Here is a 22,769-nt window from a genome sequence, read left to right on the forward strand (position 1 = left end):
ATAATTTAGGGGCTGGTATGTGTGGTATCTCGGGTGGTTTTTGGAGGGTTGAAGGGGGCGATTTACGTCAAAGGTTAAACTTGTCTCTTTCGATGATGGCTCATAGAGGTCCTGATGATCACGGCGTCCAATTGCTGCATGGCGATAGTGGTGTTGTAGCCCTTGCGCATGCGCGCCTTTCGATTATCGATCTTTCTTCCGCTGGCCACCAGCCAATGACATCGAGCAACTCACGTTATTCCATGGTGTTCAACGGCGAGATATACAACTACCAGGAGTTGAGGAGAAACCTGGTCGACTGTGGATATGTATTTCATTCAGACTCAGATACTGAAGTGCTGCTGAACGCCTGGGCTGAATGGGGCGCTGCATGTTTACCCCGATTGGAAGGGATGTTTTCATTTGTAGTCTATGATAGTTTTCAACAGTGCGTGACGGCTGTTAGAGATGGGTTTGGAATAAAACCGCTTTTTTATGAGCTCAATGAAGGGCGATTTATCTTTGCGTCCGAGCAAGCAGCATTGTTAGCACTTAAATGTGAAAAAGCGAGACCCAATCTGCAACGTAGTTATGATTATCTTGTTCATGGTGATTATGACAGCAATGAACAAACATTTTTTGCGGGCATAAATCATCTTCTGCCGGGTCACATGCTTACGCTCTATACCGACCGGAGTGAGGTAGGCTCAGTAACTCGTTGGTGGGAGCCGTCCTTAATACAATCGTCAAGGCTGACATTTTCTCAAGCTGCGGAGGCACTTCGCGAACAGTTTTTGACAAATCTTCGTCTGCACCTCCGTAGTGATGTTGCAATTGGTGCTGCACTTTCTGGAGGTATCGATTCTTCTGCAGTCGTGTGCGGCATGCGTTATATCGAGCCGGATTTACCTATTAATACTTTTAGTTACATTGCAGAGGGTTCTGCAGTTTCAGAAGAATATTGGGTGGATAAGGTTAACGCATACGTGGGTGCCAAGGCTCATAAGATAACGGCTACTGGTGAGCAATTAATGGATGATCTGGACGCGATGATTCGTGTCCAAGGAGAGCCATTCGGTAGTACGAGCATTTATGCGCAGTATAGGGTTTTTCAACTTGCGAAGGCCTCTGGTGTCACTGTGACGTTGGACGGTCAAGGCGCGGACGAGTTACTTGCGGGCTATTCCGGGTATCCTGGTCACAGACTCATGAGTCTCTTGGAAGATAAAAAATATCTGCAGATGCACCAGTTCGCTAGAAATTGGTCAAAATGGCCCGGTAGAAGCTACTCACGGGCTTTGATGTACTTAGCTAAAGAACTCCTACCTGACAATGCATTCCGCACCGCACGAAAATTCCTGGGCAGAGATTTCGCACCCGATTGGTTGAACGCAGACATGCTGGCGTCAAGTGGTATTCATTTGAACGAGCAGAGAGCTGTTTTCAGTCCTGATTTTAAAGGTCGGCGTGTTATAGAGCAGTTAGGAAAATCACTTCAGAGCAGGGGATTACAAGAGCTTCTTCGTCATGGCGATAGAAACTCTATGAAGTTTTCGGTGGAGAGCCGAGTTCCTTTCCTTACGGTTCCGATGGCTAACTTGCTCTTGTCAGTGGACGAAAGTTACCTTATATCCGCCACGGGAGAAACAAAAAGTGTTTTTCGCGAAGCAATGCGTGGGATTGTTCCTGATGAGATTCTATCCCGTAGAGACAAGATAGGCTTTGCTACGCCTGAGAAAACGTGGCTTTTGGGAATGGCTCCCGTAATAAGAGAATGGCTGCAGGGCTCTGAGAAAATTCCATTTATAAATAGCAAGGAATTAATCTCTAGTTTTGATAATGTTGTCGCAGGTAGGGCTCCATTTAGTTGGCAAGTTTGGCGTTGGGTGAATTACGTGCGCTGGTATAATCAGAACAATTTATAACTGTTAGTTCGTTGTGACTGAGATCAAATTTTGAGTCGCATTTCGTAACCTAGACTAGGACCTTATGTATGTTCAAGGTGACACACCTAACGTCAGTTCATAATCGCTCTGATATAAGAATTTTTCACAAAGAGTGCATCTCTCTGAAGAGCGCCGGGTACGATGTCTCGTTGATCGTGGCCGATGGTCTGGGGTTTGCGACTGTCCATGGAGTCGAAATTCATGATGTCGGAGCTCCAGCTGGAAGAGTAGGACGAATGCTTAAGTCAACAAATTTGATTTACCAGAAAGCCGTTGCTCTGGATTCAGATTTGTACCACTTCCATGACCCAGAATTAATCCCGGTTGGCGTAAGGCTAAAGAAGCTTGGGAAAAAAGTAATATATGATATTCATGAAGATGTGCCCACACAGTTGCTTCATAAAAAATACATATATAAACCATTGCGTCCGATATTATCGGCATTATTTAAAACATATCAGCGCTTTGCATGCTCTCGGTTTGACGCGTTAATAGTTCCGCAGCCAACGATGGTTGTGAACTATGAAAAAATCGCTGGCACGGTATTGATTGAAAATTTCTCATTTGTAAACCTAGATCAGCCTGTCAAACTGAATCTTGACAATATTTGCATATTTCATGGTGGTGCGATCACTGTGGATCGTGGGCTGTTCAATATGCTGTCCCTTGCAGAGCAGCTTCGCAAAGACGACAAATTTTATCTGGCCGGAAAAATAGAACCTGGTCTTCTTGCTCAAGCCGAACAGCACCCGGGATGGGAAAAAATTACATACCTTGGTGTCATCCCTGTTGAGGAAGTTTCCAAGTATTATAGTATTTCTAATCTGGGGGTTATTCTGTATAACAACGTAGATCAGTATAATCTTTCTTACGCGATAAAGTTATTTGAGTATATGTCCTTTGGTATGCCTGTGTTGATGCCTGATTTTGGAGAGTGGGTTGGCTTCAATCAGGAGAATAATTGCGGTCTAAACGTCGAAGTAGATAATCAGCAATCAGTGGTCAAGGCATTGGATTTTATTCGAGATAATGCGTCCGTACATTTGGACATGGGACAGAACGGTTATGTGGCTGTTCGTGAAAAATATAATTGGGCTGTTGCGGAAGATAAGTTGATTAGTCTTTATAAGGAGCTACTGAGTGCTCAGTAAATTTAAAACAGTTTTCGTCTTAGCTCCCCATACCGATGATGGTGAATTGGGTGCGGGCGGCACAATAGCCAAACTAATTGAGCTTGGCGCAAATGTATATTATTTTGCGTTCTCTACTGCAGAAAAATCGGTGCCCTCGAATTTTCCATCAAATATATTAAAAACAGAAGTCATCCATGCGACGCGCAAACTAGGAATACCCGAAGCTAACGTGTTGATATATGACTATGAAGTAAGAAAACTGAACTATGCAAGGCAGGAGATTTTGGAGGACTTGATCGCCTTTAGACGAAACATTTTTCCGGATTTGGTATTGATGCCTTCGTTAAAGGATATTCACCAGGACCATTCAACCATCGCTCATGAGGGGCTGCGTGCTTTTAAAAACACTACGATTCTGGGGTATGAGCTAATCTGGAATAACTTGGAATTCAGCACTTCCAGTTTCGTAAAGCTAGAGTCGAGACACATTGCGGCGAAAGCAGAGGCATTGGCTGAATATAAGTCCCAAGCCGGCCGTGATTATGTGTCAAGAGACTTTATTTTTTCGTTGGCAAAAACACGTGGTGTTCAAATTGGCTCTGAGTACGCAGAGAGCTTTGAGGTGGTGAGATGGGTTATCAGTTAAATCATGCGGTTTCGTCGTACGAGCTTTCTAAGTACTTATCGCTTGAGATGGAGGGGCAGGACAGTGCAATTCTGAATATCGCTCCCTATTCGAGTCAAACAGAGGGCTCCCTGTCGTTCTCGAAAAACGCTCCTGAGGCGCAGGGACGAATAGTGATCGTTCCTGAGTCGGCCAAGGGCAAGGAAGGACCGACTGAGGGATGTTATCTCTATTCAAGCAATCCGCGTTTGGATTTTATACGAGCTTTGGATTACCTGGATCGTAACATAGGCTTCCAGACGTATTCGTTTGACTCGATTATCCACCCCTCTGCCTCTATAGGGCGCAATGTAGTCATTGACGAACAGGGCTGTATTATTGAGGAAGGAGTCGTCATTGAGCATAATGTAGTTATCGAGAAGGGATCGCGTATCGGTAAAAACTCTAGAATCCGAGTCGGCAGTTTGATAGGCGGTGACGGTTTTGGCTTTGAGAGGCTTGCGGACGGAACCCCCATTCGGTTTGTGCATTTGGGTGGAGTTGTCATCGGTGAGCATGTAGAAATTGGTGCCTTTAATGCGATTGTACGAGGCACATTAAGTGATACAACTATCGGAAATCATGTAAAAACAGATAACTTGGTGCACATCGCTCACAACTGCGAAATACGGGAAGGCGCGTTGATCATCGCGTGCGCTGAAATCAGTGGCGGTGTGACAGTTGGAAAAAATGCTTGGGTCGGCCCAAACGCCTCCATCATTCAGAAAGTTCAAATCGGAGAGGGCGCCTTAGTGGGGATCGGTGCAGTTGTAACAAAGGACGTAGATGCCGGCAGCGTTTATGCCGGTAACCCGGCGCGATTGCTAAGAAAAATTTGATTGTTTGTGGTTTTTATATTGTTGGAGAGGGTAGTTTAATATGTCAGGTGGTGTCTGCAAGGTGAGCGTGATAATTCCCAGCTATAATCATGGGTGTTATATCGGTGAAGCGCTGAGCAGCGTACTTGGCCAAGTGGGAAGTAACTATGACTTGGAAGTTATCGTCATTGATGATGGTTCAACGGATAACAGTGTTGATATTCTAAAGGCCCTGCACGGTTCGAGTGTCGTTCCGTTCGAACTCGTTCTAAAAAGCAACGAAGGCCTATGCAAAACATTGAATCGTGCCATCAATAACTACGCTACCGGTGAGTATATTGCTATTATTGCGTCCGATGATCTGTGGTGTGCAGATAAAATAACCAAACAGATCGAACACCTTGAAAACAATCCAGAATCCGAGCTCTGCTATAGCAATGCGAAAGTTTTCGGTGTTGACGTCAGAGAGAAGAAAGCTTCCAAATATTTGTTTTCTGGGCGTGTGAAAAATATACTTACGCTTTATAATTTTATTCCGGCAGGAACAATCATTTTTTCTAAAGGCTTGTATGACACCGTTGGTGGCTTTGATCAAAATGGTTTGTTGCTTGAAGACTGGGATTTTTTGTTGAGAGCGTCTTCAAAAACTAAATTCTGTTATTTGGACGATGAACTGCTTCTCTATCGTCAACACGGAGAAAGCGCCATCGCGAAAATGCGTAAAGGGGGATATCTTTATTCTGAGAAAATGAAGGTTTTGAAGAAGAACAGCTCTCTACTTAACCCCTGCTTAAAATTTTTTTCGAAGTGCCTTCATTTTATTTTGGACGTGCTTCTACGTCCGGTTATGAGTAAGTTAAAGAGTTGATAATGATTTAGGTTCATAAGAATTTGTATGGTGAGGGCACTTGAAATGAAACTGATAAAGCTGATTTCTTTTGAGTCAAACGGTGATGGGCGTGGACAGTTAGTCTCCCTTGAAGAACAGCGGGAAATTCCGTTTTCTATCAAAAGGGTTTATTATATGACCAATATGAAACCTTCGGTGCCAAGGGGGTTTCATGCGCATAAGAACTTGCGTCAGGTTGCGGTCTGTGTTTCCGGGCACTGCAGATTTATTTTAGATGATGGAAATACTCGTCAGGAAATTTGGCTAGACTCTCCATCCAAAGGACTATTGATTGAGCAAATGACTTGGCGTGAGATGCATGACTTCAGTCATGATTGTGTGTTATTAGTCATTGCCAGTGAGTATTATGACGAGTCAGATTATATTAGAGATTATGTCGAGTTTAAAAAGGTAGCTCAACATGCCTAAGGTACACCCACTGTCAGATGTCGCAAGCCATGACATAGGTGCTGATACTCGTATATGGCAGTACGTTGTAATTTTGGCGGGTGCTAAAATTGGCGCGAACTGTAACATATGTGCCCATGTTTTGATTGAGGGGGATGTACAGATTGGCAATAATGTCACTGTTAAGTCCGGTGTCTATCTTTGGGACGGATTACGCATTGAAGACGACGTCTTCATTGGTCCGAATGCAACGTTTACCAACGACTTGATGCCGCGGTCGAAGGTGTATCCCGCACAGTTTGACACGACGATAATTAGACGTGGCGCCAGCATTGGGGCTAACGCAACGATCCTGGCAGGCTTAGAAATTGGTGAATTTTCTATGGTTGGTGCCGGCGCTGTTGTCACTAAAGATGTTGAAGCTTATGCTGTTGTTGTCGGGAATCCGGCGAAGGTAATCAGGATGTTGGGCAATGATTAAGTTTATGGATTTAAAGCTTCTAAACCAAACGATGCGCGACGAGTTGGTAGCCGCATGCACTGCGGTGATAGATTCGGGTTGGTACATCTGTGGACAAGCCCTGAAAGCGTTCGAAAAAGAGTTTTCCGCTTACTGTGGCGTACCTTATTGTGTCGGTGTCGCGAATGGATTAGACGCTTTGGTATTAGTGCTTCGTGCCTGGAAGGAAATGGGGTTGATTTCCGATGGCGATGAAGTGATTGTTCCGGCCAATACGTATATAGCAAGCATTATGGCAATTACTGAGAACGGTCTTGTTCCTGTATTGGTCGAGCCTGATGAAGCTACATTTAATATTTCCCATACTAATTTGCAGCGAGCAGTTTCTCCCAAGACTAAAGTGATTTTGGCTGTTCACCTTTACGGCCGCTTAGCCGACATGTCCTCTATTCTTTCATTCGCTGAGGTTAATAATCTCTTGGTGCTAGAAGATGCGGCGCAAGCGCATGGTGCAAGCATCGGGGGGCGTAAAGCCGGGAGCTGGGGCAACGCCGCAGGCTTCAGTTTTTACCCTGGTAAAAATCTTGGGGCATTAGGGGATGCTGGCGCTATAACAACCTCGGATGAAGCGCTTTATACTATTCTTCTTGCGCTGCGAAATTACGGCTCTAAAGAAAAATATGTGCACGATTATAAGGGGGTCAATAGCCGACTTGATGAGATCCAGGCTGCTATTTTAAGTGTCAAACTGCGCTATCTGGATTCGCAGATATCAAGGCGTCGAGAAATTGCCGCAAGGTATATTTCTGAGATAACTAATCCGCTGATAAAACTGCCTGTGTCGACTTTGTCGGAGCAGCATGTATGGCACCTATTTGTTGTCCGTTGTGAAACGCGTGACACGTTGCAATTGTTTCTCTCTGAAAATGGAATTGAAACACTTATTCACTATCCAACACCACCGCATAAGCAATTGGCATATCCTGAACTTTCCTCATTGATTCTTCCATTGACGGAAAAAATACACAGAGAGGTCTTAAGCCTGCCAATAGATTCTACAATGAGTGATCAACAGGTTTCGACCGTTATTAGTATGTTGAACGCCTATGTTCCTCGTATAAAGCGCTGACAGGTTTATATTGAATGAACGTTCTCGTCACTGGCGGAAATGGGTATATCGGCATGGAACTGTGCCGGGTTTTAGTCGGTCTTGGACATCGCGTATGTGCACTGGTGCGGTCGGTCTCTAACCCTATTGATGGCATTCAGTACTTCGTTGGCGATCTTGCGGACGGGACATGTGTGGAGGCTGCTCTTAAAAATATTGAATGTGTCGTGCATCTGGCAGGGCGTGCACATGTACTCAGTGATGGGGCGACTAATCCTCTCGCGGAATACCGAAGCATAAATAGAGACCTTTCGCTGTCGCTCGCTGCCAGTGCGAAAGAGGCAGGTGTTGCTCGCTTTCTGTTCATTAGCTCGATAGGTGTAAATGGAGCGGTAACCAATGGCCATGGTTTTGATGAGAAAGCAAGCCCTGCACCTGCAACTGACTATGCTTTGTCTAAACTAGAAGCTGAAAACGGATTGAGGGAGTTACTTGAAAATTCCGAAACAGAGTTGGTAATTATTCGTCCGCCCCTTGTATATGGTATCAATGCTCCTGGAAATTTTGCGCGTCTGGTTAAGCTTGTTTCTGTTGTCCCAGTGCTCCCATTTGGAAGTATTACTAATGGTCGTAGCTTGATTTCGTTGCGCAATCTCGTAGATTTCATTGTGCTTTGCATTCACCACAAAAAAGCGGCTAATCACGTTTTTTTAGTTTGTGATGGTCATCCAATATCGACCCCGGATATAGTTCGTGCACTTGCAGAAGGTTTAGGCAAGCGTTGTTTTTTACTGAAAGTATCTCCGCGGCTCCTTAGATGGTTTGCTAGATTGGCTCGTAAGGAATCTATTTATAGCCAGCTTTGTGAGTCGATTGTTATCAATAACGGTAAGGCTTGCGCATTGCTAAGCTGGCGCCCGGACACAGATACTTATGAGGCATTGAAACGGTTGGCCCAATCTAAAAGAGACTCGCGTGAAGTGGTCAAGCTTTAGTATGCGGTTGGTTGTGCGGTGCGTTTGATATAAATATTCTGGTTAAACAGGTGGTCATGATTTATACAGGCTTGTTTGTCTTGATGCTGCTCTCGTTCGGATTGACCGCAGCGCTGCGACGTTATGCTTTGTCTCAAAGCATGCTCGATATCCCTAACGCTCGGAGTTCTCATCAACTCCCGACGCCTAGGGGAGGGGGTGTGGCGATTGTGCTATCGCTTATGCTTTTTATCCCTATGCTGTATTGGTTTGGTCTCACAGGATGGACCAGTGCCGTTGCGCTTGTCGGTTCAGGCGTATGCGTAGCGACTATTGGATTTATGGATGATCATGGGCATATCGCAGCACGATGGCGGCTATTGGGACATTTTGCTTCTGCATCTTGGGCGGTTTTTTGGCTTGGTGGCCTTCCAAGTATTCATGTTTTCAGCTATACCCTTGATCTTGGATTGTTTGGCGATGTATTAGCGATTGTTTATTTGGTTTGGTTGTTGAACCTCTACAATTTCATGGATGGTATAAACGGTATTGCCAGCACCGAGGCCATTTTTGTTTGCGTTGCAGGTACCGTACTATATTTAGTCACTCAGCATGAAGAAATGATTTGGGTGCCCTTGGCTGTATCTTTTGCAGTTGTCGGATTTTTGTTCTGGAATTTTCCTGTGGCCCGAATTTTTATGGGAGATGCGGGTAGCGGTTTTCTGGGTGTGATACTGGCAATTTTATCTATACAAGCTGCCTGGACGAGTCCTCAACTATTTTGGAGTTGGATTATTCTCTTGGGTGTTTTTATAGTCGACGCTACATTCACGTTACTCAGAAGGCTCTTAACTGGGCAAAAAGTTTATGAGGCTCATCGTACTCACGCCTATCAATATGCTTCCCGAATGTTCGGGAGTCACTCGTCGGTCACTCTTTCTGTGTTGTGTATTAATTTACTTTGGTTGTTTCCTATCGCTTGCTTCGTGGCATTACAGAAAATTGATGGTGTGTCAGCTATGTTAGTGGCTTATTTTCCTTTAACTCTGCTTGCCTTAAAATTTCGGGCTGGGAAGACAGAAAGTTTTGAATAGTATTCCCGCGTCTGTCCTTAGAGGATTAGATGTTTTATTTAAATGTAAGCTTCGCGATCTAGCTGATGGATGGGGTATAAAGTCATATGCATAAAATACGCGTCCGTTTGCTTGCGTTACCGCGTGGTCAGAAGCGCGTTTTACAGGTGATTGTTGACATCTGTTTAGTATGGTTCGCACTTTGGCTTGCCTTTGTTGTTAGGCTTGGTTTTAGCGAGCTTGATAATCCAATTCTTTTACACTCATGGTTATTCATAAGCGCGCCCTTCGTAGCAATCCCGCTGTTTATACATTTTGGCATGTATAGAGCGGTGATGCGCTATTTTGGAAATGATGCATTAATAGCTATTATAAAAGCGGTCAGCCTATCCGCTCTGCTTCTGGCATTAGTTGTCTATTTGTACAGTAATCACCAGACCGTAGTGCCCAGATCGATTGTTTTCAACTACTGGTGGCTTAGTTTGGTAATGATTGGCGGTCTGCGTCTCGGTATGCGTCAGTATTTTATGGGAGATTGGTTTACTGCTGCTCAATATGTGCCATTTGCCAATGTCGACGATGGCGTCCTGAAAGTTGCCATATACGGGGCGGGCTCCGCGGGAAATCAATTAGTTGCTGCGTTGAGAATGGGTAAGGTAATGCGCCCTGTTGCCTTTATTGATGATGATAGCAGTATTGCGGATCGTATCATCTCAGGGCTGCATGTATACAAGCCAAGGCATATTCATAAGATGATAGAGGACACGGGCGCGCAAGAGATTCTTTTGGCGATTCCGTCATCTACGCGCGGGCGTCGTAGGGAGATATTAGGATATCTTGAAGGCTACGCTTTGCACGTTCGCAGTATTCCTGGATTTATGGATTTAGCCAGTGGTAGAGTCAAAGTAGATGATATCCAGGAGGTGGATATTGCGGACCTGCTTGGACGTGACCCGGTTCCTGCACAGGACGCCTTGCTGGAGCGCTGCATCAAAGGGAAAGTAGTTTTGGTAACCGGTGCTGGCGGCTCTATCGGTTCTGAGCTTTGCCGTCAAATACTAAGTTCAGGACCTTCAGCTCTTCTACTGTTTGAGCATAGTGAGTTTAATTTATACAGCATTTTGTCCGAACTAGAGCAGCGTATCTCTAGAGATTCGTTGAAGGTCAAACTTTTACCTATTCTCGGCTCTGTAAGAAATGCTGGTAAATTACTTGACGTGATGTCAGCTTGGAAAGTGAATACTGTATACCACGCTGCGGCTTATAAGCATGTCCCTATGGTGGAGCACAATATTGCTGAAGGCGTGCTGAATAATGTTATTGGTACATTAAATGCTGCGCAAGCTGCGCTGCAGGCATCGGTAGAAAACTTTGTCTTGATTTCAACCGATAAAGCTGTGCGTCCTACCAATGTAATGGGCAGTACGAAGCGGCTTTCAGAGATGATATTGCAGGCGCTCAGCCGAGAGGCTTCTCCGGTTCTTTATGATAGCGCTTCGAGCGAACCCAAGCTCAATGCGACACGATTTACTATGGTGCGCTTCGGAAATGTCCTAGGCTCCTCCGGCTCAGTTATTCCTCTGTTTCATAAGCAGATAAAGGCGGGTGGACCTTTAACCGTAACCCATCCAAATATAACCCGTTACTTTATGACTATTCCCGAAGCTGCCCAACTCGTTATTCAGGCGGGGTCTATGGGGATGGGAGGGGATGTTTTTGTTTTGGATATGGGGGAACCCGTCAGGATCGTTGAGCTTGCCGAGAAAATGATTCATTTGTCTGGTCTGAGTATTCGATCGGATCGCAATCCTAATGGTGACATTGCTATCGACTTCACCGGCTTGCGGCCTGGTGAGAAGCTGTATGAAGAGCTCCTGATCGGGCCACAACGTAGTTGCCACTCAACACCCAATGATCATGAGGGCCAATGAAGACGCTTTGTCGTGGGATGTGCTGAAGTCAAATATCTCTGAGTTACTAGGCGCTATTCAGCATGATGACTACACATTAGTGAGAAAAGTGCTTCGTGATACAGTAGCAGGGTATACGCCAGGTGATGAAATAGTAGACTGGGTTCATCAGCAACAAATGCTTCAGCAGCGAGAAAAACCTTAGACGTGGCCATTTTACTTAGCGATAGCCAGGTCGATACATCGATCTGGCTTGTTTTTTTGCTTTGTAATAGGGAGGCATAGCCTTTGGTTTAAAGGTTCGCAATAACAACACCGACAGCTATCAATGAAGTACCCGCCCAGAAGCCAGTGCTAAGCCGTTCCTTAAAGAGTATAGAGCTGGTAAGGGGGACCAAAAAATAGGCTAGCGCTGCAAAGGGTATGATTTGAGAAAGTTGTAGTGTGCGAAGTGCTACAGTGGCCAATAATATAGCGGATAGTTGTAGGCTTGCGCCGATGAAAAGTATCGTCAATGCACGTGTAATGTCTTTTATAAATGAGGATGTTTTTATCAATATCTGGGACAGGCTGCTACACAAAACAGACGAGAGGCATAGCATTAACTCAGGGGTGGTCATTTTTAACGCCCCAGTTTGTCAACAAGACACCTAATACAATACAGCTTAAACCAATGAGTTGTTTTGTCATTAACAGATCGTTGAATAAAACCATACTTGCGATGGGTGTTAAAACGTAGATTAAGGCTGTCCAAGGGTAGGCTTTTGAAAGTGGTATGGTACGAAGTGCAATCACCCAGAATAGAAGCCCGCAACCGGAGAATAATAGACTCATCCATAGCCATGGATTAGTTATAAATTGTCCTGCAAAGCCTGAGCTTTTCAAGGATTCCTGGCCGGCAAGCTTCATAAAAACCTGTGCCGTCGCAGTGCACAACACCATTCCGAAAGTAAATAAAAGACCTACCCTTGATTTAATCATTTTTCCGCTACAATTACGATTTGTCCGCAAGCGAAGTTTCGAAGTGCTGGGAGTTTTTCGGCGATAGGTGTGCAACGCTCTAGCAGATTTGCCATCCAGTCAGGGCAAAACATTGGAACTAAATTCAAAAATTTGGTTGAGCGAACTTTGAAGTTTGCATCGACTAACCAGGATCTGATCAGCGATGGGAAAAATGATCGTTCTTCGTGATCGATGTGATACTTCGAGAACCGTTCAAGTAGTTTTAGTACTGGATTATTTCCATTTGGCTCAAGAATCACTATCGCGCCACTAAAATTAGAGAGTCCTGCAATGGCTTTGGCGGGATCTGGAAGATGGTGCAATACGCCACGAATCACGATGCAATCAAAATCATGCTGCTGTAAGAGCTCATCAAGTTCATAGATGTTGCCTGTTTCGAACTTTGCTTTGTTTTCAATGCCAAGCTTCGCTGCTTTTTCCTTCGCTGCATCTACCGCCGCACTTGCAGGATCGACGCCAATAATTTCTTTAACACCTAAGGATATGAATTCCACGGTATATGTTCCATCACCGCACCCTAGGTCTAGTACCTTTTTGCCCGAAAAGTTATAGGCTTCGTGTATCGATTTACTGATCCGTGCGTTTGCGTAACGAGAAGAGAGCACTTCGGCTGTGTAGGCATATGAACCGGTGTTTCGGACATCTTCTTCAAATTGGCTGACGTTCTTCTTTGTGGTTGAAACTTTTGTATCGGACATTATTTTTGCTCCTTAATTTTTACGCCAACGGCAATCATGTTTCCCACGCGAATCGGGATTTTCAAATCCGCAATTTTTATAAACTCAAGGGCGCGGGTGATAGTTTTCTTCAAACGCTGAGGGAGGGGGGTAAGTCTCAACCAGTAACGCAAGGGGTAGCTGTTGCTGATTGTGTTAACTTTTATTTTTTCAAACCCTGCTTTTGATAAGAGTACGCGGAGTGATTTTTCACTGAAAAGCTGTAAGTGCTCTACATCAATAATCGGCGAGCGCAGACCCAATGCACGATTTAACGGGGCTCGCCAGTTATGTACAACCACTGCCAACATTCCGTTTTTTTCGAGGACTTCAAATGCGGTATTGGCCAGTTCACTTGGATCTGATATGTGCTCTAAAGTCATAAAAGAGCATATTAAGGACGGCCTGATACCGGCGAGTAACTCCTGCGAAAACATACCCTCCCTTAACATCGCTTGTACGTTGGGAGGAGCTGCTTCAATCGCGGCACGCGAAGGCTCTATCCCCATAACGGGATGGAAACCCTGCTCTGATAGCCAGGGAAGTAATGGGCCGCTACCGGCTCCTACATCGACCGCAGCTTCGCGATTTGTTATTTGTCTAAGGTGTGGTTTGAGTGCTTTCGCATAGCTTATTGCGGCCGCTTTGGCCTCTGGGCCGGAATCATACGCAGCTTCTGAATAGGCATTTGAAAGAAACTCTTTCTCTGGTGGAGAGGGTGCGTAGATGACATCACAATTGAGGCACTGGACGAGTCTCAGGCACATAAATTCAGGTTGCTTTCGAGAGGCGTAGCTGAAATCGTTGAGCTTATCTTGCTCAATACGTTCATCAGCGAAAGGCTTGTGAGTGCGACTTGCACAAACCGGGCAACTACGTTCTATAGTTATGTTTTCCATATCACCTTTCACTGACGTCGTTTGTTGCGTTGCGCTTGCCTGATTTCACCACGTGTGATCAGCGAGTTTCTGATGAACGCGGGCCGAGCTTTTGTTTCTTCGAATATTTTACCAATGTATTCGCCAAGCAGTCCAATTCCCAGAATTGAGAATGAACCGAAAAACATCACCAGTAATGAAATAAAAGTCAAACCTTTGGGCACACTGTCAGGTACTATAAAACGCTCTAGAACGCTAACTGTAGCTAAGATAACAGTGCCTATACATGCTATGCCGCCGAGGGCAGTAAGCATGTGCAACGGTATTCGGGAAAATGAAAAAATTCCTTTTTTTGCCCATCCAATATTTTTGACCCAGTTGTTTGTGCTACGCCCAAACATTCTTTCAGGACGTGAGTAGTCGACACCGACCTGCTTAAAACCTACGTACGCACGTAGGCCTCGTAAAAAGGCATCCCTCTCTTGGCATTGAAGTAGCCAATACACGACATTGCTATCTATAAGTGAAAAGTCTCCGGCATTTTTCGGAATTGGAACTTCACTCATTGCGGAGAAGATTTTATAAAACGCGCGATAGCACGCCTCCAGCATGAATGGCATCTCACGTTTAACGCGTGTGCCATAGACTACATCAGCGCCAACTCGCCACTCACGGACAAAGTCCTCGATCAGGGCCGGAGGATCTTGTAGATCGCCATCCAAGAGAACGCATGCCTCTTTGCTGGCTAACTCCATTCCGCTTCGGAATGCCGATTGCGACCCAAAATTTCTCGAGTGTGTGATCCCCATGACATGAGGGTCGCGTGCGCTGATTTCTCTGATTACTTCCGCGCTATTATCGGGTGAGCAATCGTTTACGAAGATGATTTCGTAATCGAGTCCCAGGCGGTTAAATACGCTGACCAATTGTTCATGCATGATTGGAATTGCCTGTTCATCTTTGTAACAAGCAATGATGGCTGAAACTGAATTTTTTTCTTTTCGTGTGGTATTTTTTTTAGTTAGCTTTGAAAAGTCAAAAGATGCAAGCTGTTCTTTCCACCATCTTTGAGTTAATGCTAACCCATTCTCAAGGGATATCTGGGGAGACCAGTTCAGTACTTCTTTTGCCTTGTTAATATTTGCACACCAATGCTCGACGTCCCACGCTCTGCCCGCCTCTGGATTGAAATCTGGATCCACATTAATGTTGAATATTTTTCTGCTGATCCCGGCGAGTTCGACCAAAGATGTCTGAATGCCCGTACCTATATTGAACGACTCTCCTGCGACTCGTTCACTCATTTGTATAGCCGCTTCTACAAACGACGCGCATACGTCATCTACATGTATGAAGTCCCTTGTTACTTGGGCTCTGGCGAACGTCGGGAGTGTCCCTCTAAGGCTATGTTCGCACAGTACGGGGATTAGGCGGGAACTGTCTTCATACGGGCCATATACAGAATATAAACGTAGGTTTACTACAGGTATTTTTCTTACTTTCCCGTAATAAGCTATTGCGTGGCTTGTTGCGGCTTTGCTTACAGAGTAATGGCTGTTTGGAATCAGTGGTGTGCCCTCTGAGGGGGCGTCCGAGTTCAACCCGTATTCGGAGGAGCTACCGGCATGAATATAAGCAGCCAGATCGAGTTCACTGACTAGCTCCATCAATCGGATGAAGCTCACGTAATTTGTTGTGTGTATTCGTTCGTAATCGTCCTCAAACGAATAGGCGCCGAAGGACGAACAGTCAAAAACCGTCTTTGGTGTGAACCGATTAAACAGTGATTTTACACTTGTCTGATCTTCCAGGTTTAAGAAAGCTATATGGGGCGCTGCGATACCATCGAGTCGCCAAGAATCTCCTGAAAAAACTGTTCCGAGAACGTCGTCTCTCTTTTCAAGGCATGCGCGGAGGAGATTTGCACCAATAAATCCGCTTGCTCCAATAATAAGAATTGGACCTTCAAGATCTAATATATTCTTATTTTTGCTCATTGTTTGTCTCTTCAAGCATAGTTGTTATGCCGGCAGCATCAATTCCGCATTCACGGCGATGAAAGTCTTGGGAGCCAAAGCGACCGCTTGGATACCTAAGCGCGTATCGGTGAGTGAAATGTGCGGGGCTAACTCTTTTCTTTATCATCGCATAAGCCAACTCCGCTCCTAGTCCGCCTTCAGCGACGTGTTCCTCTATAACGAACATTCTATTATTTTCAACTTGGTTCCAAAATAAGTCTGGAATTTTATCGCTATTAAACTCTGTTACTGCCCACACTGCGGGCCTTTCATCCGCAGGAATATTCAGTAGTGCCCCCCACGCAACGCCTGCCAACGGGCCCAGTGCTGCAATTGCACCAGCTTTGCCATGCAAGACTTCACGCCACGGCGCGTATTTGGGTAGTGTCTGCTCGCTGGGACGTGCGTCGTATCCAAGGCGTAGATATGTCGGCGATTCAAGCACTTCAAGCATCGGTTCAATGTCTGCATCGAAAGCAGGAACAAGTACCCTGACTCCTAGCGCTTTCATCGCAGCACAATCCTCCAGTGCATGGTGTGTCGGCCCCATGTGTCCATATGCGTAACCACCACCATTGCCCACCAAGCAGACTGGTAGTTGTGACAAACACAGATCGTTTCTTATTTGCTCGAAGGGGCGGGCGTAACAAAAGGGCGCGATGCTGTAGACGATAACCTTGAATCCTTCACGGGCAAGGCCCCCGGCTACCCCTATCATGTTTTGTTCCGCTACACCGGCATTGATGAATCTCTCCGCCATTTTTTTTTCTACATCCTCCAGGGCCATGTAACCAAGATCCCCGGTCAAAAAAAAGTAGGAATCAAGATCCTTTTTTGACACTACGCTGGACGAAAAGGCTTTTCTCATAATGGCTTACGTCCCTTTATTTTCGAGCAGGCCAACAGGTATTGCTCTTCGGTAAGCGGCAAATAGTGTGATTCCATCTTTCCTTCATAATGAAGGTCGCGACCTTTTACTGTATTCAAGACGACAATGTTTGGTTGGTTTTGTGAGGCGGTTTTTAATGCGTTCTCAATTTCTTGGGTGTTATGGCCATTGACTGTTTGGACCTGTGCGCCAAATGCCAGCAGTCTGGAGGTTAGGTCATCATAACTTACGACGTCTTTCGTATACCCATAACCTTGCAATCCATTTTGATCGATAAGGATTGTTAAATTGTCGAGTCGATTATGAGTTGAAAAAGTAAGCGCTTCCCAGCAACTCCCTTCCTGCCACTCTCCGTCGGAACACAAGCAGAAAACACGTTGATCTGACTTTTTCTGTTTGAGGGCGACAGCAACACCTGCTGCCAGAGAGGGGCCATGTCCGAGTGACCCTGTTGAAAAAAGAAGGCCTGGGATACCTCTACCACTCGGATGGCCGGGGAGGAGGGAGTTGTCTTTGCTGAAAGTCGCCAAATCAGTGTCGCTCAGTTTTCCTTGGCTCCAAAGCGTTGCGTATAGGGCTCCTGCAGAATGCCCTTTTGATAATATAAAGCGATCATGTTCTGCCATGACTTTGTGATGCAATGTCATCAGGGCGTCGATACATGAAAAATTACCACCTAAATGCCCTGCGTTCGCTTCGCGATGCATTTTTAATAAGCGTAATTTCGTATTTGTCAGCAGCTCTTGAAAAGCAGTGTCCATGTGTTCCGCCATTCTCGGTCGATGCGTATCTATAAAGTGAATATATAATGTTACTTGCCCGCGTTAACACTTCACCTTATCGGAGGCCTACGGATCTTGCTTTTCCGCAGGCGTCAGAAGCTTCAATTATCGATCTTAAGGGTTTCCACAACATTTGCACACGGCTGGCAGCAACATAATTTTCGGAGTTCCATGTGGCCACGAGCTCATAGTCCCTGTCCAGGTCTCCACCGAGGCTCTCCAATAGTTCATCCGGGATCTGCGTGGGAGCTCCTGGCTCCGTCAGTATCCATGCCTGCGCGATGTCGGAACACGTGACAAGCCCTAATGCTTCCTTTGCAAGATTTAGGCTTCCTGGATAGCCGCCAACCGTCCAAGGCTGCCCAATTGATGTAGCACTCAAGGCGTAAAGCATGCCTGGAGAGTGTCCGCTCAGATCAATCATGGGTGTACCAGGTTGAAATTGAGCTTCAGTCGCAGCAGTTTTTGCATGCTTTATATAGGAGTGGTATTTTTCGGAAAGCAAAAGCCTGCCATGTTCCGTTCCTACAATTATTTCTGATTTATTTTCCCATAATGGCTCAGGTTGACGGTAAGGCGCTTGTTGCGACAAATGCATTAAAAGCGCTAGAAGTGCTTGCGCAGTCAACGACATGGGTAATATCAAAAATAACGGTTGCTTGGAAGGCCATGATTTCAGACTCCATGTGAGTCCGCTCAAGACCCAAAATAAGCTTGCTGAACTAGCAGCAATCCAATAGTTACCATCCGTGCCAAATGCGAATGCATATGGTAGTGCTGCTAGCAGTAATGCAAGTGGCCAGCGACTCTGTTCTCTATTTGTGCGCGGCTCTTGTCGCTGATGGTAAAGGCCCTGTAATACAGCTGCTAGAGGCACAGAGGTAATGAGCAATGCTTTGAAATCACCGAGCCCAATAGTCAGGCGCTGAGATGTTAGCGCAAGTGTGACGGCGAAGAGCGCGGGTAGAGCCAATAGTGTTGCGCTAACGAGTTTTTCTTTCAGGTGTGTCAGTTGCCTAGGGTGCGTGGCGTACAGCAGGTATATAGTAGTGCAAGCGTAAATGAGCATTTCTCGTTTGTTCAGAAGTAACCGGTCGACTCTGAATGCTTCCGATAGCGTATGCCCACCGCCGAGTTCAGCATAAAACGTCAGGGCGGTTTGGATGCGTTTTAAAAATAATGCTGGACTACCATCTATTGTTGCGGTGCTGATGATCAACAGTAATGCTGCAGTGCCGGACGATAGTAGAGCAAGCTTAATGTTGATTTTTTTTGATGCAATAAAATATAAGAGAGTGATTATGGAGAGTACCGCTGCTGAGCTTGGCTTGGCCATAAAAGTCAGCCATCCGCCTATGCCGATGACTACCCAGCCTATGATGCTTTTTGGGGTCGTTGTAGAACCAGCAAGGAGGATTCCGGTTCCGCAGATCAGCAAGGCTTGTAATGTAAGGCTATTGTAGTTTGGTGTTGGCAGCCATGTGAATAGAATTGATGATGATAGGGTAGCCAGCCCAGCAGATGTAACCAAACGTTCCCATCGTTTGATAGCGTGATTTTCAGTTGTGAGTCTTAAAAGCGTGTCGGTAAATATCCACGCCAAAACCAACGTAATCAATACGTTTGCTTGCCGCAGCATGGGAATGTCACCCTGTAGTAAAAGATAAAGCGGGTGATAGATGAATCCGAATTGGGTCAGTGACCATTTGTAGATGAACGGGTTTGAAATCCATGTAAGGTAAAAACCTTCGTCGGTAAAATCGAAGCCCCGAAAGCAATAATAAAATAGGTTTGCCAGTAGGCAGAAGGTACTCGTTCCTGATAGCAATAATAGCCAGGTTTTTATTGAGTCATTGCTGTTTTTTATTAAATCCTTGGCTTTCAACTTAAAGTTCCATTGGTGTTCTTTTTGATAAGGTTTGAGTTTGTTTGAGCTGCTGTTAGTCTGATCTAAGTGTGCTGTGTTCAAAACGCTTGTTGAGCTTTTTATACGACAGTCAAAGTTTTTGTGTTGTTGTTACGGCGTTGACCGGGTTTATTGTGCTTGAAATTTGATCCGTCCTATCAAATTTTTTCATGTTTTTACCGCAAAACCCATGTGGCCGTCAAATTGCATGGGCACGGCCTCTTCCCGTGGTTTCGGTTCAGGTCGCGTATACATAGCATGTAACTTCTTCCATTTTGACACTGAGTAGCTTTCATCTAGGTTTAGGTAGCAGCTTCGGAAAGCTGTTTTCCTTCGAATTTATGGAGAGTCATCTATGTATCGTAAAGCGTGTTTTTCTTCCTTGATTTTTGCTGTTCTTACCTGCCTTTCACTCTCAATTTCTGCCGCACCCTCTGCCAGGTCCGAGGTTACTCCGTCCACAGTCAGCACTTCCAAATTGGTTGAAGACACCGGTAAGGTGAATATAAATTCCGCTGATCTTGAGACTCTGCGTCGCGATCTTTTTGGCATTGGCGCAGCCAAAGCAAAGGCGATTGTTGCTTTTCGTGACAGCAACGGGCCTTTCACTGCCGTAGATCAACTGTTGGAGGTGAAGGGGATCGGCAAGGCGCTGCTGGAGAAAAATCGCGATAGATTGGTAACCGAATAGGTCTTCAAACTAGCCGCAGGGGCCGGTCATTGACTGGCCTTCTGTTTTTCCGCTACCTGTGTTTTCAACCGCTCTCGCGCTACATCCATGATCCTTGCTGCTAATGTCGAATCCTCCACACTCCGCGCCAGCACCAATGCGCCTACCAGTGTTGACATTATCACCAGGGCGTCGGCACCGCCTTTTCCACCATTCAACAGAGCCGCTTCAATCTGCTTGACCCGTGCACCAAGCACCACATCCGTCGTTGCACTGTGCTGGCCTCTAAGTCCCAGTTCAGAAGACATGGTTGGCAGCGGGCAGCCTTGATCGGGGGAGGTCAGATGCCACTCCGACAGGTAGCTGTCAATAAACGCTTCCAGTGGCCGCTCCTGGCTGAACAGCATCTCGCAATGAACATCCAGCTCTGCCGCAGCAGCCTGCAGCGCCTTCTCTACCAGTTCGTCCTTCGACTTGAAGTGCGCGTAAAACCCGCCATGCGTGAGGTTCAGCGCTTTCATCAATGGCTGTAGGCCCGTAGCGCCGATGCCATCGCGGCGAAAGCGTACAGAGGCTTCCTTGATGATGCGTTGGTGGGTCTGGGCTTTGTGGTCGGGTGAATAACGCATAGGACGGCCTCGGTTACAGGCTGGCATTTTAACCAACTTGAGCTTTTTTACACGCATGCACGTTGGCATGAAACGTGATTACCTCTAGGTGGAAGATTGTTCAACAATCATGAGGTGTTCATGACGCTCAGTTTGTCTTTAGCCGACCAGATCGCCCTTGAGCTTCGCGCCGATATCATCGGTGGGCGGCTGTTGCCTGGGATGCCGTTGGTCGAGGTAGAACTGGTGAAGGCTTACTGCGCCTCGCGCAATACCATCCGTGAAGCGTTGCATCGCCTGGGCCAGGAAGGGCTGACGCGCTATGTGCGCAACAAAGGCGTAATGGTCCGACGTCTGGAACGAAACGAGGTGCGTGATTTGTTTGTGGTCCGTCGCACCCTGGAACTGCAGGCCATCGCCCAAAGTGGTCCCCTGACAGAGGCTCAGTCCGAGCGTATGCAAAACGCTATCGACGCGACCACCCTGGCCCGTGAGCGCGAAGATTGGCGCGCTGTGGCCACCCATAGCCTGGTGTTTCACCAACAGATTGTCGCGCTGATGCGCAGCCCCTTATTCGACGGTTTTTTTGCCCAGGTCATCGCCCAGCTGCGTCTGGTGTTTTGCGCCGCGCCTGATGAGCAGCGTTTTCAATCGCCGTGGTTGGAGCGCGATCGTGAGATTTTCACCTTATTGGTCCAGCAGGACAGACCGGCAGCAGGGGAGGCGATGAGCTTGTACCTGGATGATTCGGAGCACCTGTCATTGGCCTTGTTTAACCACCCCTGATCGAGGATCTGCATCATGTACAAAGACTATCCGGCCGCTTACCAGGTCAGTAAAGGTTCGGCGTTGCAGGTCGACACGGCGTTTTACGAGCGCATTCGTGACCGAAAAGATCAGCGCAGGCTGGTTGAGCAGTTTGAGGTGCCGATTCGCACGGGCCGGGCGTGGAAGGTGCCGGCCGGGCATGTGTTCCGTGTGACCACGCCGGTCGGCCCGCAGGTTGGAGACTTCAACGTGTGGAACGCCAACGACCCTCGCGAGCGCTTGTGGGCGGCCCGTACGCGCCAGTTGCAGGGGGCGCATGTCAGTACTCATGACCGGTTATGGTCGAACCTCCCATTCCTACGGCCTCTGGTGACGATCACTGACGACAGTTTGGCCAGCTACGGTATAGACGAACATGGCGGGCGCTTGCACGACTTGCTGGGTACACGTTGCGATCCCTACGTGAACCGCATGCTCACTGGCGAAGACTTCCACCACCATTGCCATTCGAACTTGACCCGTGCGGTGTTGCCCCATGGTCTGACGGAATTCGACGTGCATGACGTGCTGAATATTTTCCAGTGCACCGGCCTCAATCATGACGACATGTATTTCATGAAGGCTTGCCCGGCGCAGAAGGGCGATTACCTGGAGTTTTTTGCCGAGATTGATTTGCTGTGCGCGCTGTCGACGTGCCCCGGTGGGGATTTGTCTTTGCCGATGTGGGGGCCAGAGGCACAGGACCCGCTGACGGTGTGTCGTCCGCTGGGAGTCGAGATCTACAAGCTGGAGGACGAATTGCTGAACGGCTGGAGCCAGCCGGAACGTGCTGCTTACAAGGGGCAGCACGGGTTGCATATTGCCAAGGCGGCTTGGGAGTAGCCCAAGTTTCAGCGATCCTGCGCATCCTTGGCATCCGCCTGGGCGTTGCGCTCGGCCACGCGCTTACGTTGTTCGTCGGTGAGTTCCACCTTGTTGGCGCTGTCACGCAGCATCATCAGCCCACCGACGATCGACCCGATCGCAACTACCATAATCAACCACGCATACCACGGCATAAGGCTCTCCTTGAGGCAGATTGCCGTGGGAGAACTTTCCCACGGGAATAACTGCTTTGAGTGACGGGCTTTCTTACTAGTTCAGTGTAGG

22 protein-coding genes and 1 pseudogene are annotated in these 22,769 nt (G+C 46.8%); 14 read left to right on the plus strand and 9 right to left on the minus strand.

The annotated features are described in order from the left end of the window. Positions 1-17: 17 nt before the first annotated feature. The 11 genes and pseudogenes from asnB (at position 18) to AYR47_RS15485 (ending at position 11,567) form a co-directional block, all read left to right on the plus strand. Positions 18-1,904 (plus strand): asparagine synthase (glutamine-hydrolyzing), encoded by a 1,887-nt coding sequence (gene asnB, locus AYR47_RS15440; protein WP_061435779.1) that lies wholly within the window; start codon positions 18-20, stop codon positions 1,902-1,904. A gap of 68 nt (positions 1,905-1,972) precedes the next feature. Beyond that, on the plus strand, positions 1,973-3,076 hold the full coding sequence (locus tag AYR47_RS15445; protein ID WP_082781502.1) for a glycosyltransferase: 1,104 nt from the start codon (positions 1,973-1,975) through the stop codon (positions 3,074-3,076). Then, positions 3,066-3,704: a PIG-L deacetylase family protein gene (locus AYR47_RS15450; protein ID WP_061435782.1), complete on the plus strand. Its 639-nt coding sequence runs from the start codon at positions 3,066-3,068 to the stop codon at positions 3,702-3,704. Before AYR47_RS15445 ends, AYR47_RS15450 begins: the two co-directional genes overlap by 11 nt. Continuing rightward, a complete protein-coding gene (locus AYR47_RS32095) occupies positions 3,689-4,561 on the plus strand; it encodes a UDP-3-O-(3-hydroxymyristoyl)glucosamine N-acyltransferase (RefSeq protein WP_082781503.1) in 873 nt (290 codons plus the stop codon). Before AYR47_RS15450 ends, AYR47_RS32095 begins: the two co-directional genes overlap by 16 nt. 40 nt (positions 4,562-4,601) lie before the next feature. Continuing rightward, positions 4,602-5,408, plus strand: coding sequence for a glycosyltransferase family 2 protein (locus AYR47_RS15460; protein ID WP_061435784.1), 807 nt, complete (start codon positions 4,602-4,604; stop codon positions 5,406-5,408). A gap of 45 nt (positions 5,409-5,453) precedes the next feature. Then, a complete protein-coding gene (locus tag AYR47_RS15465; protein WP_208603930.1) occupies positions 5,454-5,858 on the plus strand; it encodes a sugar 3,4-ketoisomerase in 405 nt (134 codons plus the stop codon). Next, positions 5,851-6,318 carry an acyltransferase gene (locus tag AYR47_RS15470; protein WP_061435786.1) on the plus strand — a complete coding sequence of 156 codons (468 nt, stop codon included), beginning with the start codon at positions 5,851-5,853 and terminating at the stop codon, positions 6,316-6,318. The genes AYR47_RS15465 and AYR47_RS15470 overlap by 8 nt, the downstream gene beginning before the upstream one ends. Then, positions 6,311-7,426 (plus strand): DegT/DnrJ/EryC1/StrS family aminotransferase, encoded by a 1,116-nt coding sequence (locus tag AYR47_RS15475; RefSeq protein WP_061435788.1) that lies wholly within the window; start codon positions 6,311-6,313, stop codon positions 7,424-7,426. The genes AYR47_RS15470 and AYR47_RS15475 overlap by 8 nt, the downstream gene beginning before the upstream one ends. A gap of 14 nt (positions 7,427-7,440) precedes the next feature. Beyond that, the gene (locus AYR47_RS32100; protein ID WP_082781504.1) at positions 7,441-8,400 is read left to right on the plus strand and encodes an NAD-dependent epimerase/dehydratase family protein; all 960 of its coding nucleotides are present in this window, start codon (positions 7,441-7,443) and stop codon (positions 8,398-8,400) included. Positions 8,401-8,456: 56 nt separating this feature from the next. Then, complete coding sequence (locus AYR47_RS32105) at positions 8,457-9,473, plus strand: MraY family glycosyltransferase (RefSeq protein ID WP_082781505.1); 1,017 nt, start codon at positions 8,457-8,459, stop codon at positions 9,471-9,473. A gap of 86 nt (positions 9,474-9,559) precedes the next feature. Continuing rightward, positions 9,560-11,567, plus strand: a pseudogene (locus AYR47_RS15485) (polysaccharide biosynthesis protein). Between the two features lie 401 nt (positions 11,568-11,968). On the opposite strand, the gene AYR47_RS32565 reads toward AYR47_RS15485, so the two are convergent. From AYR47_RS32565 to AYR47_RS32570, 7 genes are all read right to left on the minus strand, one after another. Next, a complete protein-coding gene (locus AYR47_RS32565) occupies positions 11,969-12,271 on the minus strand; it encodes a DMT family transporter (RefSeq protein WP_167351255.1) in 303 nt (100 codons plus the stop codon). Positions 12,272-12,339: 68 nt separating this feature from the next. Then, positions 12,340-13,083 carry a class I SAM-dependent methyltransferase gene (locus AYR47_RS15490; protein WP_061435792.1) on the minus strand — a complete coding sequence of 248 codons (744 nt, stop codon included), beginning with the start codon at positions 13,081-13,083 and terminating at the stop codon, positions 12,340-12,342. Next, positions 13,083-14,000: a class I SAM-dependent methyltransferase gene (locus AYR47_RS15495; protein ID WP_061435794.1), complete on the minus strand. Its 918-nt coding sequence runs from the start codon at positions 13,998-14,000 to the stop codon at positions 13,083-13,085. The genes AYR47_RS15490 and AYR47_RS15495 overlap by 1 nt, the downstream gene beginning before the upstream one ends. An 8-nt stretch (positions 14,001-14,008) precedes the next feature. Next, positions 14,009-15,976, minus strand: a complete 1,968-nt coding sequence (locus AYR47_RS15500; RefSeq protein WP_061435797.1) for an NAD-dependent epimerase/dehydratase family protein — start codon at positions 15,974-15,976, stop codon at positions 14,009-14,011. Continuing rightward, a complete protein-coding gene (locus AYR47_RS15505; protein ID WP_061435799.1) occupies positions 15,963-16,865 on the minus strand; it encodes a transketolase family protein in 903 nt (300 codons plus the stop codon). Before AYR47_RS15505 ends, AYR47_RS15500 begins: the two co-directional genes overlap by 14 nt. Further along, positions 16,862-17,647, minus strand: a complete 786-nt coding sequence (locus tag AYR47_RS32110) for a transketolase (RefSeq protein ID WP_082781506.1) — start codon at positions 17,645-17,647, stop codon at positions 16,862-16,864. The genes AYR47_RS15505 and AYR47_RS32110 overlap by 4 nt, the downstream gene beginning before the upstream one ends. 76 nt (positions 17,648-17,723) lie before the next feature. Further along, a complete protein-coding gene (locus AYR47_RS32570; RefSeq protein WP_156487801.1) occupies positions 17,724-19,637 on the minus strand; it encodes a hypothetical protein in 1,914 nt (637 codons plus the stop codon). Between the two features lie 292 nt (positions 19,638-19,929). Between AYR47_RS32570 and AYR47_RS15525 the strand changes: the two genes are divergently transcribed. After that, positions 19,930-20,265, plus strand: coding sequence for a ComEA family DNA-binding protein (locus tag AYR47_RS15525; RefSeq protein ID WP_061435807.1), 336 nt, complete (start codon positions 19,930-19,932; stop codon positions 20,263-20,265). 26 nt (positions 20,266-20,291) lie between these two features. Here the strand turns inward: AYR47_RS15525 and AYR47_RS15530 are convergent, their stop codons facing one another. Then, positions 20,292-20,873, minus strand: coding sequence for a TetR/AcrR family transcriptional regulator (locus AYR47_RS15530; protein ID WP_061435808.1), 582 nt, complete (start codon positions 20,871-20,873; stop codon positions 20,292-20,294). Between the two features lie 120 nt (positions 20,874-20,993). Here AYR47_RS15530 and AYR47_RS15535 point away from each other — a divergent pair, with 120 nt between their 5' ends. Further along, complete coding sequence (locus AYR47_RS15535) at positions 20,994-21,638, plus strand: GntR family transcriptional regulator (RefSeq protein WP_061435810.1); 645 nt, start codon at positions 20,994-20,996, stop codon at positions 21,636-21,638. Positions 21,639-21,653: 15 nt separating this feature from the next. Further along, complete coding sequence (locus AYR47_RS15540) at positions 21,654-22,502, plus strand: urea carboxylase-associated family protein (RefSeq protein WP_061435811.1); 849 nt, start codon at positions 21,654-21,656, stop codon at positions 22,500-22,502. A gap of 8 nt (positions 22,503-22,510) precedes the next feature. Here the strand turns inward: AYR47_RS15540 and AYR47_RS32115 are convergent, their stop codons facing one another. Next, positions 22,511-22,678, minus strand: a complete 168-nt coding sequence (locus AYR47_RS32115; RefSeq protein WP_003172675.1) for a DUF2897 family protein — start codon at positions 22,676-22,678, stop codon at positions 22,511-22,513. Between the last annotated feature and the right edge of the window lie 91 nt (positions 22,679-22,769).

It is taken from the genome of Pseudomonas azotoformans (assembly GCF_001579805.1).
Taxonomy (GTDB): Bacteria; Pseudomonadota; Gammaproteobacteria; order Pseudomonadales; family Pseudomonadaceae; genus Aquipseudomonas; species Aquipseudomonas azotoformans_A.